This is a genomic window from Colwellia sp. 12G3, from assembly GCF_002836775.1.
Taxonomy (GTDB): domain Bacteria; phylum Pseudomonadota; class Gammaproteobacteria; order Enterobacterales; family Alteromonadaceae; genus Colwellia.
The window spans coordinates 358290-381957 of the sequence record NZ_PJAQ01000017.1 but is presented as its reverse complement, the minus strand read 5'-3'; the positions used below and the strand labels follow the sequence as shown (position 1 = coordinate 381957).

At 38.2% G+C, this 23668-nt stretch carries 18 protein-coding genes; 16 read left to right on the top strand and 2 right to left on the bottom strand.

Going from position 1 to position 23668, the window contains the following annotated elements:
- Window positions 1–110: 110 nt before the first annotated feature.
- The 8 genes from CXF71_RS07150 to CXF71_RS07115 all read left to right on the top strand — a co-directional run bounded on the left by CXF71_RS07150 (window position 111) and on the right by CXF71_RS07115 (window position 10993).
- Window positions 111–479, top strand: coding sequence for a glutaredoxin family protein (locus CXF71_RS07150; RefSeq protein ID WP_101232421.1), 369 nt, complete (start codon window positions 111–113; stop codon window positions 477–479).
- A gap of 135 nt (window positions 480–614) precedes the next feature.
- Window positions 615–1631 carry a protein-methionine-sulfoxide reductase catalytic subunit MsrP gene (msrP, locus tag CXF71_RS07145; RefSeq protein ID WP_101232257.1) on the top strand — a complete coding sequence of 339 codons (1017 nt, stop codon included), beginning with the start codon at window positions 615–617 and terminating at the stop codon, window positions 1629–1631.
- A gap of 12 nt (window positions 1632–1643) precedes the next feature.
- A complete protein-coding gene (gene msrQ, locus CXF71_RS07140; protein WP_101232256.1) occupies window positions 1644–2273 on the top strand; it encodes a protein-methionine-sulfoxide reductase heme-binding subunit MsrQ in 630 nt (209 codons plus the stop codon).
- Between the two features lie 136 nt (window positions 2274–2409).
- A complete protein-coding gene (locus CXF71_RS07135; protein WP_101232255.1) occupies window positions 2410–4599 on the top strand; it encodes a bacteriohemerythrin in 2190 nt (729 codons plus the stop codon).
- A 124-nt stretch (window positions 4600–4723) separates the two neighbouring features.
- The gene (locus CXF71_RS07130) at window positions 4724–6202 is read left to right on the top strand and encodes an amidohydrolase (RefSeq protein ID WP_101232254.1); all 1479 of its coding nucleotides are present in this window, start codon (window positions 4724–4726) and stop codon (window positions 6200–6202) included.
- A gap of 11 nt (window positions 6203–6213) precedes the next feature.
- Window positions 6214–7506, top strand: a complete 1293-nt coding sequence (locus CXF71_RS07125; RefSeq protein WP_101232253.1) for an amidohydrolase family protein — start codon at window positions 6214–6216, stop codon at window positions 7504–7506.
- 269 nt (window positions 7507–7775) lie between these two features.
- Window positions 7776–9983 carry a patatin-like phospholipase family protein gene (locus CXF71_RS07120; protein ID WP_101232252.1) on the top strand — a complete coding sequence of 736 codons (2208 nt, stop codon included), beginning with the start codon at window positions 7776–7778 and terminating at the stop codon, window positions 9981–9983.
- 110 nt (window positions 9984–10093) lie between these two features.
- Window positions 10094–10993, top strand: coding sequence for a D-hexose-6-phosphate mutarotase (locus CXF71_RS07115; RefSeq protein WP_101232251.1), 900 nt, complete (start codon window positions 10094–10096; stop codon window positions 10991–10993).
- Window positions 10994–11024: 31 nt separating this feature from the next.
- On the opposite strand, the gene mutH is transcribed toward CXF71_RS07115, so the two are convergent.
- Window positions 11025–11693 carry a DNA mismatch repair endonuclease MutH gene (mutH, locus tag CXF71_RS07110; protein WP_101232250.1) on the bottom strand — a complete coding sequence of 223 codons (669 nt, stop codon included), beginning with the start codon at window positions 11691–11693 and terminating at the stop codon, window positions 11025–11027.
- A 151-nt stretch (window positions 11694–11844) separates the two neighbouring features.
- Between mutH and rppH the strand changes: the two genes are divergently transcribed.
- The 5 genes from rppH to CXF71_RS07085 all read left to right on the top strand — a co-directional run bounded on the left by rppH (window position 11845) and on the right by CXF71_RS07085 (window position 17588).
- Window positions 11845–12360, top strand: a complete 516-nt coding sequence (gene rppH, locus CXF71_RS07105; protein WP_101232249.1) for an RNA pyrophosphohydrolase — start codon at window positions 11845–11847, stop codon at window positions 12358–12360.
- A gap of 122 nt (window positions 12361–12482) precedes the next feature.
- Complete coding sequence (gene ptsP / locus CXF71_RS07100) at window positions 12483–14837, top strand: phosphoenolpyruvate--protein phosphotransferase (protein WP_101232248.1); 2355 nt, start codon at window positions 12483–12485, stop codon at window positions 14835–14837.
- A 60-nt stretch (window positions 14838–14897) separates the two neighbouring features.
- Window positions 14898–15692 (top strand): sulfite exporter TauE/SafE family protein, encoded by a 795-nt coding sequence (locus tag CXF71_RS07095; protein ID WP_101232247.1) that lies wholly within the window; start codon window positions 14898–14900, stop codon window positions 15690–15692.
- Between the two features lie 154 nt (window positions 15693–15846).
- The gene (lgt, locus tag CXF71_RS07090; RefSeq protein WP_101232246.1) at window positions 15847–16737 is read left to right on the top strand and encodes a prolipoprotein diacylglyceryl transferase; all 891 of its coding nucleotides are present in this window, start codon (window positions 15847–15849) and stop codon (window positions 16735–16737) included.
- Complete coding sequence (locus CXF71_RS07085; protein ID WP_101232245.1) at window positions 16737–17588, top strand: thymidylate synthase; 852 nt, start codon at window positions 16737–16739, stop codon at window positions 17586–17588. The genes lgt and CXF71_RS07085 overlap by 1 nt, the downstream gene beginning before the upstream one ends.
- 375 nt (window positions 17589–17963) lie before the next feature.
- Here the strand turns inward: CXF71_RS07085 and CXF71_RS07080 are convergent, their stop codons facing one another.
- Window positions 17964–19421 (bottom strand): coniferyl aldehyde dehydrogenase, encoded by a 1458-nt coding sequence (locus CXF71_RS07080; protein WP_198559845.1) that lies wholly within the window; start codon window positions 19419–19421, stop codon window positions 17964–17966.
- 313 nt (window positions 19422–19734) lie between these two features.
- Between CXF71_RS07080 and CXF71_RS07075 the strand changes: the two genes are divergently transcribed.
- From CXF71_RS07075 to CXF71_RS07065, 3 genes are all read left to right on the top strand, one after another.
- Complete coding sequence (locus CXF71_RS07075; protein WP_232771405.1) at window positions 19735–20214, top strand: SRPBCC family protein; 480 nt, start codon at window positions 19735–19737, stop codon at window positions 20212–20214.
- The gene (locus CXF71_RS07070; RefSeq protein ID WP_101232243.1) at window positions 20211–21035 is read left to right on the top strand and encodes a sterol desaturase family protein; all 825 of its coding nucleotides are present in this window, start codon (window positions 20211–20213) and stop codon (window positions 21033–21035) included. The genes CXF71_RS07075 and CXF71_RS07070 overlap by 4 nt, the downstream gene beginning before the upstream one ends.
- Window positions 21036–21422: 387 nt before the next feature.
- Window positions 21423–23591: a TonB-dependent receptor family protein gene (locus tag CXF71_RS07065; protein ID WP_232771404.1), complete on the top strand. Its 2169-nt coding sequence runs from the start codon at window positions 21423–21425 to the stop codon at window positions 23589–23591.
- Window positions 23592–23668: the final 77 nt, after the last annotated feature.

Here is a 23668-nt window from a genome sequence, read left to right as displayed (position 1 = left end):
TAGGTGTCGAGACCCCTAATAAAACTCACGTTATAACATTGGTTAGCATAAACAATATGTTAGCTTTTTTAAATTTATTTGATTACCAAGAGTTGTTATTTATTATGTTGATGAAAGCTATCCGTTGGCCAATAGGGCAATTAATTTTATTACTAAACTTTATCTTTTCACCACGTTCGCCAAAGCGTGCGGTAGATGAACAAGCGAAAATTGATACTAAAACACAAACATTAAGCTTGTATCAACTACCATCGTGTCCATTTTGTGTGAAAGTCCGTCGTACGATGAAGCGTGAAGGTTTGAAAATTGAGCTACGTAACATCAGTGGCAAAAATGATTTTCAACAAGAGCTTATTCGTGAAGGAGGTAAACGTAAAGTGCCTTGTTTACGTATTGAACAAGCTGATGGCCAAGTTCAATGGTTATATGAATCAAATGATGTGGTTAGCCACTTGCAAAGCTTAACTAAGGCTGCCTAATTCTGCTTTTTAAATAAGTTATTTAGCCTTTTATTAAAATATTGTGGATAATTTAAAACGTTATTATTGAAATTATTTAACATAAAAAGGTGTCTATTAGATTAATCATATTCTGAAAATCTAATAGGCTCATTTATGTTGATAAAAATCCAACCAAAATCCGCGTTAAAAACATCCGACATAACGGATGAATCAGTCTATTTACAGCGTCGTCAGCTTGTTAAAAGTATGGGGTTTCTCGGTGCAAGTGCTCTAATAGGCTCTGCAATACCTAAAACAGCTAACGCTGGTTTTTTTGATAGCAAAGATACTGATATTACCAACTTCAAGACAACACCATTAACATTTGCTACAGACACAGATAATCTTTCTTTAATTAAAACCCCGGAACAAAAAGTTATTAGTCACAACAACTTTTATGAGTTCGGTGCACAAAAACATCAACCTGCCGAGTTAGCCCAAAATTTTAAGGTTAATCCATGGCAGTTAACTATTTCGGGTGAATGCGATAATCCTATCACCTTAGATTACGATGACTTAACGACAATGTTTTCTTTAGAAGAGCGAATTTATCGACTGCGCTGTGTAGAAGCTTGGTCTATGGTGATCCCTTGGATAGGTTTCTCTTTAGCTCGTTTATTAAATAAAGTAGCGCCAAACTCATCCGCTAAATACGTGGTTTTTGAAACGCTTCATGACCCTAAGCAGATGCCAGGTCAAGATGATAGGCGTTTAGGTGGCGGTATCGCTTATCCTTATGTGGAAGCGCTACGTATTGATGAAGCGATGAACCCGCTCACTTTAATGAGTGTTGGTTTATATGGTAAAACCTTACCACCACAAAATGGTGCACCCATCCGTTTAGTGGTGCCTTGGAAGTATGGCTTTAAAAGCATAAAATCGATTGTTCGCATTAAGCTGGTCAGTACAAAGCCAGAAACAACGTGGCAAAAATTGGCGCCTAGTGAATATGGTTTTTATGCCAATGTTAATCCAAATCACGATCATCCACGATGGAGTCAAGCCAGTGAAAGGCGCATAACCTCCGGTGGGTTGTTTGCGCGAAACCGCATTGAGACTTTACCTTTTAACGGCTATGGCGAACAGGTAGCGCATATGTATAAAGAGATGGATTTAAGTAAAAATTATTAGGAAAAATCTTATATGAGTAAAAAGTTAACCACTTCGAACAAAGTTTTCCTATTGAAAGTCGTGATACACCTAGCGGCTTTTTTATCTTTACTAAACTTATATTATCTTGCATTTAATGATCAGCTTGGTGCTGATCCTGTTCAGCGAGTTATTCATTTTACTGGTATCGGTGCGTTTAACTTATTATTAGTAACACTGGCTGTTTCGCCTATCGCCAAAAAATTTAAGCTGGGCTATTTATTACAAGTAAGACGTTTACTGGGACTATATACTTTTACTTATGCGTTTATGCATGTATTGAACTTTTTAGCCTTTGATTTACAGTTTGCGTGGTCGTTATTTTTTAATGAAGTTGTTAAGCGTCCCTACATAACCATAGGTATGATTACTTTTGTTTTATTAGCTGCGCTGGCTGTTACGTCCCTTAATCGTATTAAACGAAAAATGGGAAGGTCGTGGCAAAAATTGCATAATTACAGTTATCTTATCGCCATTTTGGTGTCAGTACATTTTTATTGGTCAGTAAAGTCTGAGCTTATGTCGCCATTATTTTACATGCTATTAACGCTAGTGCTATTGGCATTTCGTTATACAAAACTCAAAGCTTTGATCCTATCGATATTTGTTAACAAAACTCGATAAAGTTTACCTTTTTATATTGGTCTGATACTGCTTTTTCTATAACCTATGAAACCAGATAGGATGATAAGTATACAAACTAATGTGCAGTTCTTTTTAAGTGAATTGAAGTGCAATAAAAAGGAAGTGTAGAGTAGTTATGGCAGACTTGGTTTGGGACGAAGGAATGAGTGTCGGCATTGATAGCCTCGATGACGACCATAAACAGCTTATTGCCATTTTAGCGCAATTGATGTCGGCTAAAAATGACAAGTTTGAACAAGGCCACATTAACAATGTCTTTGAACAGCTTGAATGTTATTGCCAATTGCATTTTGCTAAAGAGGAAGCCTTTTTAGCTAAAATTGACTATCAACAACTGGTTGCCCATAAACAGAGTCATCAAGATTTTATTAAAAAAATCCCACAATTAAAGCAACAATGGTTTGGGGATGTTACCGAACAAGAGGTAGTTAAAGATCAAATAATACTCTTTTTACAGCAATGGTTAATCAAACATATTCTAGAAGAAGATCTAGACTATGTACCCGCAATACATTGTTATCAGCAATTCCAGCTCTATAAAACACAAAAGAAAGCTAAAAATCCTTGGTTGCGTTATTTTTCGGTGAAGTTATCAAGTTATCTTACTTTGAGCCATCGAGTTTTTATCACTACATTACTGCCGGTTGTTGCTGTGCTTATACTTTGCTTTTTTATACTTAAAGCGAATTACCAACGCTATCACAATATCTCGAAGGTCTTAGGTTTTAACTCCGTTATAACGCATGTCAATGGTATTACTCATTCGCTGCAAGCTGAACGGGGTTTATCTACTGGATACACCAGCTCTAATTATAGAAATTTTGCTGAACAATTAAATACGCGCAGGAAAGATACCGATAGTAAAATCAACTATTTTCTATGGTTACTAGAGCAGCCAGAAAATGCTGAAATGAAGAAAAGCATTAGTGCTTACATGCTTAACGTGCAACAAACCGTCACTAATTTGTCCATTCTTAGAATGCATTTAGATCAGAATATGGTTAGCTTTAATGATACCTATAATGCTTACACACAGTTAATAGGGCAGTTGCTGTCGGTAGCCGATCGATTAGTTCATAGAGAAATAGGCTCAAGTTACGGTAATGATATTTCTGCCATTAATGCTATATTACGCTATAAAGAATTTGTCGGGCAAATTCGTGCTCTTGGTTTGAAAATGGCAGAGAGTCAGCAAGCTGATCTTTATCAAAACATTGATATTAGCTTACTGTTTGGTAAACAAATAAGTACTCTGAGAACATTCGCCAGTTCAGCCAGTTTAACGCAGAAATCATTGTGTGCAGAGTATTGTGATGCGATAGCGCAACGTAAACAACTTGAACTTTCTTATCTAAAAGTCATGGCGCTTGGCGATAAAGATACAAGAGCCGCCCATTGGTTTAAGGTTATGTCTGATAAGGTCGATAAGTTAAATGGCATTGTTGTGGGGCTTATCAGTGAATTTGATGAAAAAATCTATAAGGAAAGCTTAGCGTTAAGAACCGAAGGTTATTTGATTGTGTTTGCTTTATCGCTATTTCTCTTGGCGGCAATATTTTTTGCACTGGTGCTTAATTACAGCATTATCAGTCCAGTACGAAAGCTAACTTATGCCTTAAATGATATGTCAGCAGGACAAAATAACATTCACTTTGAACCTATGGCTAATAAAGATGAGATTGGCTCTATGCAGTTAGCTTTTGAAAAGCTGCGCCGGAAATTATTACAGGCAGATGTTTATAAAGCGACAGTTAATCAGCAGAAAAAAGAGATTAAGTACCGAAAATCCCAGCAGGACCATTTTCAACAGCTAGCATTAACCGATGCCTTAACTGGCGCTGTCAATCGTCATCATTTTAATGAGGTACTTGATCAAGAAATCGCCAATGTTAATAATCATGGTCAGCCCTTGTCTATTATGTTGCTAGATATCGACCACTTTAAAAAAGTTAATGACAATCATGGTCATGGCGCAGGGGATGAAGTCTTGGTATTGTTTTATCAAACTTGTCTTGAGGCAGTGCGCAGTAGTGATGTTGTTGCGCGTATTGGTGGAGAAGAGTTCGTCATTGTTATGCCAAATACTGAATTGGTCAATGCACACAAATTTGCGGAACGATTACGTAAAAAAATAGCACTACTTGAAATTAACATTGGCAATAAAAAAATATCAGTCACGGTTAGTATCGGGGTAAGTCAGTGGCAAAATGATTATTTTATCAATGCGGAGAGCTTTGTTGCTCATGCGGATAAATCACTCTATCAAGCGAAAAATAGTGGCAGAAACAAGGTTGTCGTTGCTTAATCGCGCGTTTTTACCATAAAAAGTGTAATTAAACGTAGATAAGTGACTGTTTATCGTCATAACCTTGTTGTTTTATCAAAATAAATTTATGGTATTAGGCATTATGTTCGCTACAGGAATTACAATGCTTAAAAAATCATTATCACGTAATTTAGTTACTAATAATCTTATTAGTAAGAAATTTGCGTTTACCTTGCTCACCACCAGTATGCTGTCGTTAGGTTTAACGGCTTGTCTACCCAATGAAAAACAAGATGCTAAAGTCGTCATTAACAAAAATCCTTACCCAAGTACTTATCAAGTGCTACCTGCGGAAAGTACTTTATTAACCAATGCCACCATTTTAACGGGTACTGGCAAACGATTAAATGATGCTGATATTTTGTTAGTTAACGGCAAAATAGTGCAAGTAGGTAATGATTTATCTGCAGAGCAAGCCACTGTTATTGATATGAAAGGCAAGTGGATTACACCGGGTATTATCGATGTTCATTCTCACTTAGGCGTTTACCCTAATCCACAAGTAGAGTCACACTCTGACGGTAATGAGATGACGTCACCTAATACCTCGGAAGTCTGGGCTGAACATAGTGTTTGGCCACAAGACCCCGCCTTTCAAGCGGCTCGTGCTGGCGGTATAACTAGCTTACAGATATTACCTGGCTCAGCTAACTTATTTGGTGGCCGTGGCGTTACATTACGCAACGTACCGAGTGAGACGATGCAAGGCATGAAGTTTGCTGATGCACCTTATGGCTTGAAAATGGCCTGTGGTGAAAATCCAAAACGTGTTTATGGCAGCCAAAAAGTTTTACCTTCTACCCGTATGGGGAATGTTGCTGGTTATCGAAGTGCTTGGCTTGCTGCTACTGAGTATAAACGTGCGTGGGATAAATACGATAGCGACTACAGTGCAGGGGAAAATCCAGAGGCACCAAAACGTGATTTAGCACTCGATACGTTAATGGGGGTTTTAGACGGTGAGATTTTAATTCATAACCATTGTTATAAAGCAGAAGAAATGGCGGTAATGATTGACCTTGGGAATGAATTTAATTATCACTCAGGCACCTTTCATCATGCGATTGAAGGTTACAAAATAGCCGACTTATTAGCTGCTAATGGCAATTGTGCTGCTATGTGGCCAGACTGGTGGGGCTTCAAAATGGAAGCGTTTGACATGGTTGAAGAAAATGTTGCCATTGTTGATGCAGTGAAAAATTCGTGTGCTGTGGTTCATTCTGATTCTGCCACGACTATTCAACGTTTAAACCAAGAAGCGGCGAAAGTTATGTTCCGCGCCAATGAAAATGGTTTTGCGCTAAAAGAAGAAGATGCTATTAAGTGGATTACGGCTAATGCGGCTAAATCTTTAGGAATTAACGATAAAGTAGGTAGTCTAGAAGCGGGTAAAAATGCTGATGTTGTCGTTTGGAATATGAGCCCGTTTAGTGTTTATGCCCAAGCTGAACAAGTGTTTATTGATGGCGCTAAAGTTTATGATCGTTTTGATGATAAATACCAAGCTAAAAGTGACTTTTTACTTGGACAGCAGTTGAATAATCACGTTAACAAAGCTGTCTCTAACTCAGCAACCAAATAAGAGGAATCACAATGAAAAATACTCAATTACTTACTTCATTGCGCTATGCTTTGTTTGGCGCACTAGCCGTGACTACCAGCCAAGTAAATGCTGAGTCAATCGCAATAACTAATGCCACGGTTTATACCGTAGCTAAACAAGGTATTTTATCCCAAGCAACCGTGTTGGTTGAAGACGGAAAAATTACTGCTCTATATAGTAAAGGTGAAGTACCAGAGTCGCTTAATGCTGACACTGTTATTGATGCTAAAGGGCGTATTTTAACTCCTGGATTTATTGCCTCAGGTAACTTACTCGGTTTAGTTGAAGTGGGAGCGGTTTCCGCTACTCGCGATAGCTCTGATAAAGAAGCAGATGAAACCTTTGATGCCAGTTTAGCGTTTAACCCTAAATCTACTTTAATTGCCTATGCTCGTAAAGGGGGTATCACCAGTAGTTTAGTTACCCCATATGGCGGCGAAAAGGTTTTTACTGGTCAAAGCTTCGTTGTTAACTTATCAGGTGACTTTGACAGTGTTATCGCTGGGCAAAATGCAGTAATCGTTTCTCTGGGGAGCAACAGTAAAGGCTCTCGAGCAACAAAACTACAAACGTTAAGCAATAAACTGGAAGATGCACAAAAAGCGTTAGCCAAAGCAGAAAAAGCTAAAACGAGTAATAAAAAAGGCAAAGAAGAAAAAGAAGCTAAAATACCTTCTCGTTCAGAGCAGGTAATGAATGACCTTCTTTCAGGTGATAAGCCATTAATAGCTTATGCAGATAGAGCGACTGATATTTTATTTTTACTTAAATTAAAACAGCAGTTTAACCTTAATTTGGTTCTTGCTGGTGCAAGTGATGCGGTTTTAGTGAGCGATGAAATAGCTAAGGCTAATGTTACCGTGATGATGAGTGCAATTGATAACTTACCAGGCAGTTTTGATTCGTTACATAACTCACTTATTAATGTGGCAAAACTAACAAAAGCTGGCGTAAAGGTAATCATCAGTAATAGTGGAGAAAGCCATAACATTAACCAGTTACGTTTTGACGCGGGCGTGGCCATTGCCAACGGTCTTGAAAAAACTAGCGCGTTAGCAGCCGTTACTGCCAATGTTGCTGATAGCTTTAACCTAAACTCCGGTCGTATTGCTGTTGGTAAAAATGCTGATTTAGTTTTATGGAGTAGTGACCCTTTTGAAATAAGCACCAAAGTTGATGCAATGTGGATTAACGGTCAAGCTATGTCATTAAAATCACGTCAAGATGCATTACGAGAACGCTATACAACAACAACAGATATGCCACGTGCTTATACTAAATAAATTTTAAAATAACGTTTAAAATAAGTTAACACCGACAATATACATATTGAGAGTGTCAGCATTGTTAAATATAAACCCGTATGTAAAGTTAACACTTAACATACGGGTTTTTTATTTTAATAGGGTCAATAACTTTGCTTGCATTAGATCGCACGGCATTACGGAGCAATGTGTACATGGCATCAAGAGAATAAACTTGTATTTTAACCACTGATCTTTATCATTGGAATACGTCCTATCGTTAACTAACTCTTTTTTAAGCAACTATCATGCGCTTTATTCTTCTTTTTATTTTGATCATTAAACTCATCACCTTTACTTTTACGGTACACGCTAGAGATAAAATTGGTCTGGTGTTAAGTGGTGGTGGCGCTAAAGGCACAGCCCACATTGGTGTGCTTAAAGTACTCGAACAGCATAATATTCCCGTTGATTATGTCGTCGGTACTAGTATTGGTGCTTATGTTGCTGGTATGTACGCGTTAGGGTATGACGTTGATGAAATTGAAACCATTATGCTAGGGTTACCTTGGTCTGATGGCTACTCTGACTTTATTCCAAGAGAATCATTGTTTTATGCCAGTAAACAACATAGAGATAGGTATAACTTATCAATACGATTAGGTTATAGCGATGGCGAATTTAAAGTTCCCCATGGTCTATTGTTAGGTCAAAGCGCCTATCAAATTTTACAACGTTCAACGGATACTGTTAGTTCTTTTGCTAGTTTTGATGACTTAGCTATACCCTATCGTGCTGTTGCTTCGGATATAGCCACGGCACAAATGGTGGTGCTCGACTCTGGCAGCATTAATCAAGCCATGCAAGCCTCAGCTGCGGTACCAGGTATTGTCGCAGCGGTTGTTATTGACGGAAAAACGCTAGTTGATGGTGGTATCACTAATAACATGCCGATAGATGTTGTTAAAGCAATGGGCGCCGATATTGTTATTGCTGTTGATATTGGTTCACCACTTGCTGGTCAAAGTGAATTAACCAGTACCGTATCAGTGCTCAATCAGCTATCTACCATTCTAACCAATAATACCAGTTTAGCGAAAAAGGCATTACTTACCGATAAAGATGTATTGTTGCGTCCAGCAATTGACGATTTAAGTACGACAGACTGGTCTGTTATGCCACAAGCTCTAGTGTTAGGTGAGCAAGAAGCGAATGCGCAGTCAGCTGCTTTGATGAAGTTATCAATCAGTGATAATGATTATCAAGCTTATCAAAACCAAAAAAAGATGAAGGCAAGAAAATGGTTTGATGAATTACCTAAACACATAATAGAGATCAAAATACGTAATAATTCAAAAGTAGAAAATGACATCATTCATCTTCACTTTGCGGTTAAGTTAGGTGAAGAATTATCTAAAGAGGCATTAGATTTAGCTATTGATAGAGTTTATGCCTTGGATAAATTTGAGCAAGTCACGGTTGAGTTTAATGATAGCGAGCAAGGTCGGGTTTTAATTCTCCATACCCAGGCCAAATCTTGGGGACCTAACTACTTTGATTTTGGCTTTAATTTAAAAACAGATTTTTCAGATCAATCTATTACTTCAATTAATATGTCTTATTTGATGACAGAGGTTACCAGTAATGGCGGACGCTGGTTGAATGAACTTGAATTAGGCTGGGAGACTTTACTGGCGTCTGAATTTCATCAACCTATTAATAAAGAACAGGATTTATATACTAGAGCAAGAGTCTCTTTTGCCCAAGATAAGTGGGAAAAAACACGTCTTCGCCCTGAGCTTAGAAATGATTATTATCTTGGGAAATTAGCACTAGGTTACAATTATTCTTTTAAAGGTATTATTGAGCTTGGTGCTGTTGCTCAAACGGGTGATCTTTCTATCGATGAAGCCGGTACGGATGATTTTGATTATGAAACCTATGGCAGTTTTTTAACTTTTGGTTACGATACGCTAGATAGCATTAATTTTCCTACGGATGGCAATAAACTATTAATTGAAGTGCAGTGGTTAAAAGATAAATACTCACCTAAATTAACAGCAGCAGAGCATGATAAAACACTTGCCTTTACCCTAGATTGGCGTGGTGCAATTGGCTTTAGAGGTCATACCTTTGTTGGTATTACCTCTTTTGCGACCATAGATAATGAAACCGACTTTAGTGTTCATGTCACCGAGTTAGGTGGTTTCTTAAATCTATCAGGTTATCAACAAGATGCCCTTATTGGTGTTCATAAAGTTTTTGCTGCGGTTGTCTATCAATATGACTTGGGCCGTGATGTGCCGGGTGGCTCAGGTTTACCTATTTATTTAGGCACAAGTTTAGAAACTGGTAATGTCTGGACAGTAGATGAAACTGTTAAATACAGTGATTTAATAAACTCAGGTAGCATTTATTTGGGTACCGATACTAGTTTTGGCCCCGCAGCATTAGGGATAGGCTTTGCGACGGGAGGAGAGTATTCATTCTTCTTGTCGGTCGGTAAAAATTGGTAATTAAGGCAGTAAAGGTAGCAGGTAATCTTTTATGCTATCAAACAAACTGAGCTTTCTATAGAATTTGACGCTCGTAGCTTACAAATACCTTAATTCGGTTAGTTTACTCCATGACAACAATATTACTAAATAACGACTTCGCTCAAGTTACCTCAATCACACTAGGGCAAAGTAATGTTGCTGAGTGCCTTGCAGGACTCAGTATTTATCATGCTCATTGCCAAGCAAAAATTAGTTTGTACGGTGGTCAGGTGTTAAGTTTTAAGCCGACAGGCCATAAAGATGTTTTGTGGTTAAGTGAACAAGCATACTATCAATCGGGTAAAGCTATTCGTGGTGGCATACCCCTATGCTGGCCTTGGTTTGGTCCTAATGATAAACAAACTGAGGAGATAAAAGCGGCAAGTCATGGTTTTGCTCGACAATTACCATGGAAAGTCGAAAGTGTAGAGGCTAATAAAAGTGGCGTTACTGTTATTTTGGTATTGGCAGGAGAGAATCAACACCCGCTTTGGCCTAATGCTTACAAGTTAACACAGACGCTATTTTTTGGTGACAGTCTTAAACAGTCATTAGCTATGAGCAATCTTTCGCAAGAAGATGCACAATATTCTGCCGCCTTACATAGTTATTTTACCGTTAGTAACCCAAGTAATGTGAGTATCGATGCGTTAACAGGACTTAGCTACAGCGATAACTTAACGGGTAATTCAAGTCTACAACAACAAGCGGTGAGTTGTGTTGGTGAGATTGATCGTAAATATCACAGTAGTGAAAAAGTGACTCTTGTTGATAGTCAGTGGCAGCGCAAAATTGACATAGTTAGCCGTAATTGCCAGCAATGGGTATTATGGAATCCAGGGGTAGCGTTAGCGAATACCATGGCTGATATTCATCCACAAGGTGAGCAGCAATATGTTTGTTTAGAAGCGGCGAATACTCATTGGCAAACCTTACCTGCAGGTGAAACTGTTACTATTTCTCAAGAAATAAGCGTCACTGATCTTTAATGTCTTTCAGATTAATCAGGACTAATTGATATTAGTTAATCCGTAAATAACGATGCAATAAACCTTGAGTAAAGTTTATTTTAAGGTAGAAACCACGCGGTAATGTCATAAAAGGCTTACCATTGCGGTCAAATGCTTGGGTTCTGGCTTTGTTATTGGCCGCTTTGGGTCTTAGTTGCATCACTTGTCCATGTTTACCGTGAATGTTTTCTACTTCTCCGAGCACTATCATATCGGTAAGTTCTTGCCAGTCTTGGGCTAATAGCGCCTCTTCTTCAGCATTGGGTGACCATAAAAAAGGTGTACCGACTAAACGCTCACTTATCGGCGCGTCTTTAGGGGTGATTACTGGTACCCATAAAACTCGCGCTAACTTTTTACGCACATAACAGTTATGCCAATTAACGCCAACAAGGCCGGTTAAGGGCGCGACACTGACAAAGGTTGTTTCAAGCGGTTTAGCTTGTTCATTAATAGGTAATGACTTTAATTCAATACCCAAGTGGGGGAAGTCTGGTTCAGGCCTAGAGCCAGCACTGGCGCCTAAAACGTGCTCCAGTAACAAACCTATCCAACCCTTATTTCGAGTTAAATCTTTTGGGACGGCAATACCCGCTTGCTCAGCTAATTCACCCAAGGTTAAGCCAGCTAAATTTTGAGCGTTTTGCATGAGTGCTTGTTCAGAAGAAGGAATGTTCATAAATTAAGCAGAATTAACCAGGAAATATTTACTTACTAAGGTTAGTGCTTATTATCATGGATTTACTAAAAAAATCAAAGTAATCATTTGCCCCACTGACGTTAATATGGTTGAATTGAGGCAAGTATTTTATATATTGTCAGGAGTTCCTGTGATCGATGCCGAAGGCTATCGCGCAAACGTCGGCATAGTAATAATTAATGACATGGGACAAGTATTTTGGGCAAGACGGTTTGGACAACATTCATGGCAATATCCACAAGGTGGTGTTGATGAAGGTGAGTCAGCTGAGGAAACCATGTATCGAGAGTTACATGAGGAAGTTGGCTTAAAACCTGAACACGTGAAAATTGTTGCTTCAACTAAGCATTGGTTAAAGTATAGATTACCAAAACGTTATATTAGACATGACTCTAAACCTGTTTGTATTGGTCAAAAACAAAAGTGGTTTTTATTAAAACTAACTGCTGAAGAATCATCAGTGGATTTACTCCATAGCCCCCATCCGGAGTTTGATGATTGGCGATGGGTGAGCTATTGGTATCCAGTCAGGCAGGTAGTGTCTTTTAAACGAGATGTTTATCGTATGGTCATGAAAGAATTTGCTAATTTTGCTTTACCGCTAACGTATGAAAGACGACCAGAGCGTCGTAAACGTCGCGCTTAGCATCAATAACATTTAATTATTACTATGAGTTAGATTCGTATTAAGAATCCTAATAGCCCACTTTATTGTGGGTTATTTTTTTATAAATTTTCACTTTATGGTAATAATTACAGAGGAATTAAATGTTAACTACCCTACGTCGAATTGTATTGGAATTTAGCCAAGAAGCTGAACTGCAAAATGCGCTTGAACGTATGGTATATAGTGTAAAAAAAGCGATGAAAACAGATTGTTGTTCAATTTATCTCGCTGATTATCACCAGCAACATTTTTTATTAATGGCCTCAGATGGCTTAGCAAAAACATCACAGGGTCAGTCTTGTATTGGCTTTTCAGAAGGTTTGGTTGGCTTAGTTGGTCAACGAGAAGAACCCTTGAATATCGCTGATGCGCAGCAACATCAAGACTATATTCACGCGCCAGAAGTTGAAGAAGACGAATTTAATGCCTTTTTAGGTACGCCGATTATTCATCAACGAAAAGTGTTAGGCATTTTAGCGATACAACAAAAAAACTCACGTCATTTTACTGAAAATGATGAAGCTTTTTTAGTGACTCTTTCGGCGCAACTCGCTGGCGCTTTGGCTAATGCTGAAATCAAAAGTTTACTTAATTACCAGCAAGAAAAAAATCAAGGTGTTAAACAATTACACGGCATTGCAGGGGCCCCAGGCATTGCCTTAAGTGAAATTATTGTCTGCCAACCACAAGCAGATCTTGCTGCAGTCTCATTAAAAAAATCCCCGGACAGGCAAAAACAGTTATTGCGTTTTGAGCAAGCGGTTGAAAAAACTCGGGAAGAATTCGAAACATTAAGCCGTAAGTTAAGTGGATCTATTGATGATGACAGCTTAGCTATTTTTGATGTCTATAAGCAATTATTAGATCAGGCGAACTTAGGTAAAGAGATCGCGGATAAAATATCAAAAGGCTGGCGTGCTGATAGTGCCTTAAAGTTAGTGATTGAGCATTATATTGGCCAATTTGAAGCGATTGAAGATAGCTATTTTCGCGAGCGCGCGAGTGATATTCGAGATTTAGGCACTCGCTTATTGGTTAATATTCAACAACAAGCGACAGAAGAGCTGACTTTACCCAGTGAATTTATTTTATTGGCACAAGACGTTACTGCGTCAATGGTGGCTGAATATCAGCATCAGGGCCTGTTGGGAATTATATCTTTATCCGGCTCTAATAACTCACATTCTGCCATTTTAGCGCGTTCATTAGGGCTGCCTGCCATTATGGGCGTTAATGCAACGGTGCTTAGCCAGTTGCATCAGCAGCAGGCGATAATTGATGGTTATAGTGGTGAGCTATTTATTAATCCAGATGATGGCTTGATACAAGAGTATCAATATTTATTAAGCCAAGAAAAAGCGCTTACCGATAAGGTGATGGAAGTAGCACACCTACCTTGTATTACCCAAGATGGCAGGGCCATTGAAGTATTACTTAATGCTGGTTTATCAGCAGGTTTTGAACACACGGCGAAACTTGGCGCCTTGGGTATTGGTTTATATCGTACTGAAATTCCCTTTATGAACCGTAACTGTTTTCCATCAGAACAAGAGCAAACACAGATATATCGTAAGGTGTTGCAGGTTTTCCCTAAGCATGGCGTTACTATGCGTACGTTAGATGTTGGCGGCGATAAATCACTACCTTACTTTCCTATTAATGAAGAAAATCCATTTCTTGGTTGGCGTGGTATTCGAATCACTCTAGATCACCCTGAAATATTTCTCGTACAAGTCCGCGCCATGTTGAGGGCTAATCAAGGCTTAAATAATTTAGAGATTATGCTGCCTATGATCTCTGGTGTTGAAGAAGTTGATGAAGCCATACGGTTAATTAATCAGGCGTTTTTTGAGCTTAAGGCTGAATTAACCCAAGATATAACGGCTGAGCTAATGTCAGCAAGCAACGCTGATGGTCACTTAACTCTCCAACAAGCACAATTAAAAGCACAAGCAGTTTCCGCTAAATTAGTACGACCTAAAATAGGTATTATGCTAGAAGTGCCTTCTGTTATTTTTCAAATGGAAGCCTTGGCCAAACGTGTTGATTTCTTTTCTGTTGGCAGTAATGACTTAACGCAGTATTTATTAGCGGTTGATCGAAATAATAGCCAAGTTGCTAATTTATATGATTCTTTTCATCCTGCGGTATTGAGTGCTTTAAATAGTATTGCCCAACAATCAGCGCAACATTTAACACCGATAAGTTTATGCGGTGAGCTTGCCGCCCAACCAGCAGGGGCTATTTTATTATTGGCCATGGGCTTTGACAAAATTAGTATGAATGGACATAACGTGCCACGTATTAAATGGGTTATTCGTCATATTGCTTTTGAACAAGCACAAATTATTTTAGATAAAACATTAACGTTAACTACAGCTAGAGAAGTGCATAGTTATCTTAATGAACAGCTTGAAGCGTTAGGGCTCGGTGGCTTTATTCGCGCCGGTTATTAGTTTATTGCCATATACGACCTTTGAACACCAAATTTAGGAGCGGACTTTCCGCAAAGTAGAATGATTTTAACCGTATTAATTTCGTGTATCGTTTTAGGTAGCATCGTTGGCTTTTTGGCTGGTTTACTCGGTATCGGTGGTGGTCTTATTATAGTTCCAGCGTTGGTCTACTTACTTCCTTTAGTTGGCGTTAGTAATGAGGTGGTTATGCCTATGGCGCTAGGTACTTCGTTAGGAGCGATTGTTATTACCTCGACCGTTGCAGCACTAGCTCATCATCGAAAAAAAAATATCCCTTGGCAGTTAGCAAGACAATTAATGGTCTTGGTTGCGGTGGGGGCATTGTTAGGTGCCTTTATTGCCGACTCACTATCGAGTGAAGCATTAACAGGTTTTTTCTCTTTTGTGGTGATTTTACTGGCGGCATACATGTTACTGTCGATAAATGCATCGAAAGAAAGATCATTGCCTGCGACTTACGTATTACAAACCCTTAGCTTTATAACCGGTATTATCTCAAGTTTAATGGGCATTGCTGGTGGTGCTATTCTCGTGCCGTCGTTAAGTTTTTTTGGTGTACCTGTTCGACACGCAATCGGCATTGCAACCGCTTGTGGTGTCATGGTTGCGCTATTTGGCTCTCTTGGTTACATTATTACCGGATTTAATTTAGCCCACCTTCCTGACTGGAGCTTAGGTTATCTGTATTTCCCTGCTTTATTAGGTATTGTGCTGAGTTCGTCAATATTTGCGCCAATAGGGGTGAAGTATGCGAGTAAATTACCGATAAAAACCTTGAAGAAATTTTTCGCTGTTTTTCTTATTATCGTCGCAATTAAAATGATGCTTGGCTAAGCCGTTTTAGTTGCATAAATTTTTAGTGAAATACTTTTTAACGTAATATTTTAACCATAACAGGGTATAATCTCGACCAATGAACAAATAGGTTTACTTTTCGAATTTTTAACCTTCTACCTTTAACTCTCTACTTTAAGAAAGCGGACAAGCAATGACAGATAAGTTTTTACAATTTCCGGTGATAGACCCCATTATATTTAGCATTGGCCCGGTATCATTACGTTGGTATGGCACCATGTACCTCATTGGCTTTCTTGCCGCCATGTTTATGGCAAACAAAGCTGCAGATAGAAGTAGTGGGGCATGGACACGTGATCAAGTAAGCGACTTATTGTTTTACGGATTTCTAGGGGTAATTTTAGGTGGCCGAGTTGGCTATGTCCTATTTTACCAATTCGAATATTTCTTATCAGACCCTTTATATTTATTTGAAATATGGCAAGGCGGCATGTCTTTTCATGGCGGCTTATTAGGTGTAATTCTCGCGGTATTTATTTTTGCCCGTAAAACGAATAAGTCATTTTTATCAGTCGGTGATTTTGTTGTGCCCTTAGTACCTATTGGTTTAGGAATGGGGCGTTTAGGAAACTTTATTAACTCCGAACTTTGGGGACGTCAAACTGATGTTCCTTGGGCAATGGTTTTTCCAACCGATCCATTACAAGTGCCACGTCACCCATCACAGTTATATGAATTTGCTTTAGAAGGTGTCGTACTGTTTGCTATTTTATATATCATTAGCCGTAAAACACGTAGTTTAGGGCTAGCATCAGGTGTCTTCTTAATTGGTTACGGTATATTTAGAAGCATTGTCGAATTCTTTCGTGAGCCTGACGCGCACCTTGGTTTGTATTTCTCCTTTATTTCTAAAGGCCAAATATTAAGTATTCCAATGATATTGATTGGTTTGTTTATTATTTATTGGGGATACAATCATCAGCAAAAAAAAGCCATTGCTCAAGGTAGTTCAGCTCAGGCTGAAGAAGCTCAGGTAACAGGCGATAAAAAAGCTAATAAAAAATCAGTAAAAGGAAATAGTTAATGCGCGCTTATTTAGATTTATGTCAACGAATTATCGATGAAGGCACTTGGGTTGAAAACGAACGTACAGGTAAACGTTGTTTAACCGTGATTAATGCAGACCTACAGTATAATGTTGGTGCTAATGAGTTTCCTTTAATAACCACGCGTAAAAGTTTTTTCAAATCGGCCATTGCTGAGTTTATTGGTTATATTCGTGGTTATGATAATGCTGCAGATTTTCGACAATTAGGCACTAAAACGTGGGATGCTAATGCGAATTTAAATGACGCTTGGCTTAATAATCCTCACCGAAAAGGTGAAGATGATATGGGCCGCGTTTATGGTATTCAAGGCCGTGCATGGGCTAAGCCTGATGGCGGTACTATTGACCAGCTGAAAAAGATAGTAGATAACCTTAAAAATGGCATTGATGATCGTGCTGAGATTCTAACCTTTTACAATCCCGGTGAATTTCACATGGGCTGCTTAAGACCTTGTATGCATACCCACAACTTTTCTTTACTTGGTGATACTTTGCACTTAACTAGCTTTCAACGTTCATGTGACGTACCGCTAGGGCTTAACTTTAACCAAGTACAAGTATTCTTCTTTTTGGCTATTATGGCGCAAATTACCGGAAAAAAAGCTGGTATGGCATATCATAAAATAGTGAATGCTCACATTTATGAAGATCAGTTACCCTTAATGCAAGATGTTCAGCTTAAACGTGAACCATTAGCTTTACCAAAACTTATTATTAACCCAGAAATAAAATCATTAGAAGATCTTGAAACCTGGGTGACAATGGATGACTTTAAAGTTGAAGGCTATGAATGCCACGAAGCGATTAAGTACCCATTTGCGGTGTAATACCAATTTGATTAAATTTCTTCCCAACTCAGAGCTCTGCTCGATGTTCAATAACAAGGAAAATTTGTTTCGGTTTAGTCATTCTAAATCAAATAAACTTAACGATGTTAGTGAACATCGAGAAAGCTCCCAGAGGGCGAGTTTAAAAGGTTTACATGCTGCGTTATTGATTTTGACAAGGGAATAACCATTATCTTCAATCAATGCCTTGCCTCTAAGCCTTTTAATTCTCGCTGAGTGGGAAAGAACTTAATCAACTTGGTATAATCATTAATAATTTTTAGTTATGAACGTAAAAAGGCCACTTCAATAGAGTGGCCTTTTTATTACTTGTTTACCTAATCATACTTAACGACATTAACGACATTAACGACATTAACGCATAAACAGTTTCAGCATCAACTTTTGAATAAAACTGTCGTAAGGAGGGTGTACCAACTTGCCCATATTTATTTTGCCCTGTGCTAGAACAGTCTTTGCTTTTGAAAAAGTTAAAAATCCTTCTTTACCATGATAATGGCCCATGCCTGAATCGCCAACACCACCAAAAGGTGCATCATCAGCAGCAACGTGCATAATGGTGTCGTTAATACAAACGCCACCTGAGTGAGTTTTATCAAGCAATAATTGCTGTGTTGTTTTGTCAAAACTCATGATATATAAAGCCAAAGGGCGAGGGCGGTCATTAATATAATCAATAACTTTGTCTAAATCCTTATACGGCATTATTGGCAATAGCGGACCAAATATCTCTTCCTGCATTAATTGCATATCATCTGTCACTTGGGTAATTAATTGTGTTGGAAGTTGGCGAGTTGAGCGGTTAATTTTTTCGCCACTCGCTGAAACTACCTTAGCTCCTTTATCAATCGCCTCATCGAGCCAAGAGAGTAAACGTTTGTGCTGTGCATCATTAATGATATTGGCGTAATCTTTATTTTCATCAATTGAGTTGTTTGAATGCTTAGGATACATATTTTTAAATTGTTTTTGATAAGCCGCAATAAGTTCATCAACCTTGCTTTCAGGGCAAAAAATATAATCTGGAGCAACACATATTTGCCCTGCATTTAAACACTTACCAAATATCAAACGTTCAACAGCGGTTTCAATAGGCATATCATCAGCGATAATTACCGGTGATTTTCCGCCTAATTCTAATGTTACCGGCGTTAAGTTGTTAGCGGCAGCGCGCATAACATGTCTGCCAATATTGGTTGAACCAGTAAATATTAGGTGATTAAAAGGTAAGGCTGAAAAGGTCGCAGCCACATCTGCTTCACCTTCTACTATGGCAACGGTTTTAGTGTCAAAAATAGTACTTAGCATGGTTGTAATCACCGCATTTGTTGCGGGGGTAAATTCTGACAATTTAATCATGGCTCTATTACCCGCAGCCAAGACGCCGATCAAAGGTCCTATAGATAACATGATGGGGAAATTCCAAGGCACCATGATACCTATTACGCCCAACGGCTGATAATGCACAGTGACTTTAGCTGGGGATAACAATAACCCTGCATGTCTTCGTTGTGGTTTAGACCATTTTTTAAGGTTTTTAAGGGTGTAATTGATATTCATCACGCAAGGCAAAATATCGGCCATTAAACTGTCTTGTTTGGCGCGTTGACCATAATCTTTATCTAGCGCTGTCACTAATGCCTCTTGGTGTGATAACAAAGCCATTTTAAGTGCCATCAATTGCTCTTTTCTATATTGAATAGATGGCGCTGGAGATAATTTATAGTCCAATTTTTGCTGTTCTAAAATAGACGTTAGTGATTGATCACTATTGATTACTTCACTATTTTTCATTTCGATGTCTTTATTCATAGTCACTCCGCTGTTTATGCATTTACTTTATCTTTTCTAGTATTAATCGCAAGGTAAAACGGGTAATAAACTGTTTTAAGAGGGGTTATGGTGACACTTGCTAGCATATGAATCTTATGAAAGGCTGATAATAAGCAGGATGGACCCTAATTTAATTGCGGTATTTATGCTAATTAGTAGAGAAGAAAAGTACTCGCTTTGCTTTTTATTTATTAAGTTTTCCATTGAGTTAAAAAGAAACACTTGTTGTTTAAGAATAACTCTGGTTGAATCGAGATAATTAAACGCTTGTATGAATTATTTAGTGAGATTTATGATTACCATTGAAGTGACACAGAAAATAGAAGCTCCAGTAGCGCAAGTAAGCCAAGTTTTATTAGATCATGCACAATTAGATCGATTTTTTAATGCCAAAATAATTTTAATAAAAGCACAAAATAACGGTGAGTTAATTGGAGGTAAAGGTGCTGTTCGCCAAATATCTATTGGAAAAATAGTTTTTGAAGAAGAGATCATTAGTGCTAGTAACGAGCATATTTGCTACCGCATTATTGGCAACTGGCCAGTATCAGATCACCAAGGTGATATTCACTTAACATCTCAATTAACACCTCAAGTAACATCACTCGATAGTAGTACCACACAACTTGATTACATTATTAAGTTTAATGGCCCTAAATGGTTACCCTCTATTTTATTAAAATTTTTTGTAGGACGTGATATTAACAATGCGATGAAAAAATTAGCGCTGCACTTTGTAGCACGAAGCGATTCAACAGGTACTTGCGCATGAGCATTGAAGTGATTCTATTGGCACTGAGTCCAATATTTTTAGCCTTTATTATTTACGAGTTTGTCAAACACCGTAAACTTTATGATATTAAAGACAGTTTGGCGAATACCGCCTTAGCACTTTTACATCAAGCATCGGATGCTATTTCACTATTGTTGTTGATGCCCTTCTTTTATTGGTTACATCAGTTTGCAGTGTTTGATATCTCACTCAGTTTTGTGACAATTTTCATCGCTTTTATATTACAAGATTTCCTCTATTATTGGTTTCATAAAGCGTCACACCATATACATTGGTTGTGGGCTGCGCATGTTGTCCATCACAGCTCAACTAAAATGAATTTCTCGACCGCTTTTAGACAATCCTTAATGTACCCAATCGCGGGTATGTGGATTTTTTGGATGCCAATGATCATTATCGGTTTTGATCCGAACACCGTTTTTACCGTGGTTGCACTTAATTTAGCGTATCAATTTTTTGTTCATACCGAAATTATTGATAAGTTAGGATGGTTTGAACAAGTATTTAATACGCCTTCACATCATCGGGTCCATCATTCAACCAATAAAGCGTATCTAGATAGAAACTTTGCCGGGGTATTAATTATTTGGGATAAGTTATTTGGCACTTATGTTGAAGAAAACGCTGAAAAAAATGGTGCTTGTCGTTATGGCATTATTGGTCAAATAAAATCTAACAATCCATTTTATATTAGCTTTCATCAGTGGATTTATATGTTCAAATCGGCTTTTAACGCTAAAGGACTCAAAGCTAAGTATCGTGTTTTATTTACTTATCCGACAAGCTCAGTTGAAAAATAAAAATTTAGATCCGCCATAGCTTGAGATTGTCAACCAGAGTGCGATCTCAGTTAAGCTTGTGCTAGTGAGCTTTATACTTATGAACCAATGCATCGCTTAACTGCCTTTATATTGGTCTTATGCTGTCAAAAACTATAAACACCTCCATCTTAAAAATTCATCCTATATTCTGACAAAGCAGCAGAGTTAAATATTAAGCAAATTAAACTAAATAGGCATTTTTCTCTGCATTATTTGTTCTATATCAAATTGACATAAAACAGTTGTAATCGATTGTGAATATTTATATAAATAGTATTGATTCGTATTACTACTCGTGATTTAATGCGCGCATATAAACATTCAATCAATATTCAATCAATATTCAATAAATATTCGGAGTCAAAGGTGTCAATTAAATCTTTTAAACCAACACTAATAAGCTTGGTTATTGCCAGCGTAATTTCAGCAAATGCTTTTGCTAACGAAGCGGTAAAAGACGCTTCAGTTGATGAACAATTTACTATTTTTGGCAGTGACACTTCGGTCAATAGTGTTCCTGGTAGCGCGCATCAATTATCACAAGATGATTTAGAAAAATTTGATTACACCGATATCATGCGTACCTTAACTTCTATTCCAGGTGTTTACGTTTTAGAAGAAGATGGCTATGGCTTACGCGCTAATATTGGCATGCGTGGCACAGGTCAAAATCGAAGTGAAAAAGTAACAATTATGGAAGATGGCGTATTGGCCGCACCAGCGCCTTATGCTGCACCTTCCGCATATTACTTCCCCACGGCGGGCCGTATGCAAAAAGTCGAGGTACTTAAAGGTACTTCAAGTGCTATGTATGGTCCTCGTACTACGGGTGGCGTAATCAACATGGTATCTCGTCAAATCCCTGAAGAAGAATTGGCAGGACAAGTTAGTGTGCAAGCAGGGCAAGATGGTTTTGCTAAAGTGCACGGCGTAATTGGTGGTAAAGGTGAAAACGTAAGCTCGGTATTTGAAGTTTTTCGTTATCAAGCTGATGGTTATAAAAACATTAACCATAGTGATCAAGACACTGGTTTTGTGAAAAATGATGTGCTGGGTAAAGTGCGTTATAACACCGATGACAACGCAACTTTCTATCAAGAAATTGAATTTAAAGTAAAGTATTCAGATGAAGAGTCAGATGATACCTATATGGGCTTAACAGAAGCTGACTTTAATTCAGACCCATATAGCCGTTATTCAGCGTCACAAAAAGATAACATGGCTAACGACCACCTACAATTACAGCTAAGTCACGCAATAGAGTTATCAAGTCGTTTCAATTTAGGCACTACCATTTATCATAATGACTTTAGCCGTAACTGGTACAAAACCAGCAAAGTTAGTGGTAAAGATTTAGGTAATGGCGGAATTGAAATTGCAGCTGAACATGACAAAATGGCAACAGGCTCAATTAATGTAGCTGTTAAAGCCAATAATCGTGATTATTTATCACAAGGTATTCAAACGGTATTAGATGCTGACTTTAATAGCCATCAAGTAAAGTTTGGCATGCGTTATCATCAAGATGAAATGGATCGTTTCCAGTGGGTTGATCAATATGAACTAGATTCTGCCTATAATATGACATTGACTGATGCAGGTCTGCCGGGTACTGATTCAAATAGAGTTGATAGTGCTAGCGCCTTAGCTTTATTTATTCATGATGAATGGACCATTGGTAAGTTTGTTGTCAATGCAGGACTTCGCTACGAAGATATGACCATAGAACGTGAAGATTGGGGAAAAAATGACTCTGGACGTTTAACTGCGCCAAAGTACATTAAAAATGAATTAGATGTGGTGTTACCCTCACTTGCTATTTCTTATCATCTAAACGATAACCTGGTACTGGTTGGCGGCGTACAAAAAGGTTTTGCGCCACCATCGCCAGGTAACGCCGATGTGATCAATGAAGAAAGTATTAACTATGAGTTGGGCGCAAGGTATGGCAAAAATGCTTTCAATGCTGAAGCATTATTGTTTTTATCTGATTACGACAACATGCACGGTAACTGTACTGCGAGTCAAAATTGTGATGATGATAATATCGGCGAGCAATATAATGCTGGCGAAGTAAAAATTTCCGGCGTTGAGTTTAAAGCTGGTTATGCGGTTGATTTTGGCTCTATTTCAATGCCAATCGATTTAACCTATACCCATACACAAACCGAGTTTTTAAATAGCTTTAAATCTGATTTTTGGGGCGACGTTGAAGCGGGTGATGAATTTCCTTATGTACCTGAAAATCAATTACAATTCACGGTTGGTCTAGCGGGTGACACATGGCGCACTAACGTATTAGTACGTTACACCGGTGAAATGCGCAGTAAAGCGGGTACTGGAGCAAGTGCAGAAAATATTGATGCACACACCGTGGTCGATTTTGTTGCCAGTTATGATGTAGCTCAAAATCAGCAAGTACGTTTTAGTGTCGATAACTTACTCGATGAAAATTATATGGCTACCCGTATGCACGGCTCAGTGATGGTTGGCAAACCGTTAACTGTTTCAGTGGGTTATCAATATAATTTTTAGTCTTTAAGATAAAAGCAAAAGAGTTAAAAAAGCCCCTGTAAGTATTACTTACAGGGGCTTTTTGATTTATTAATGAG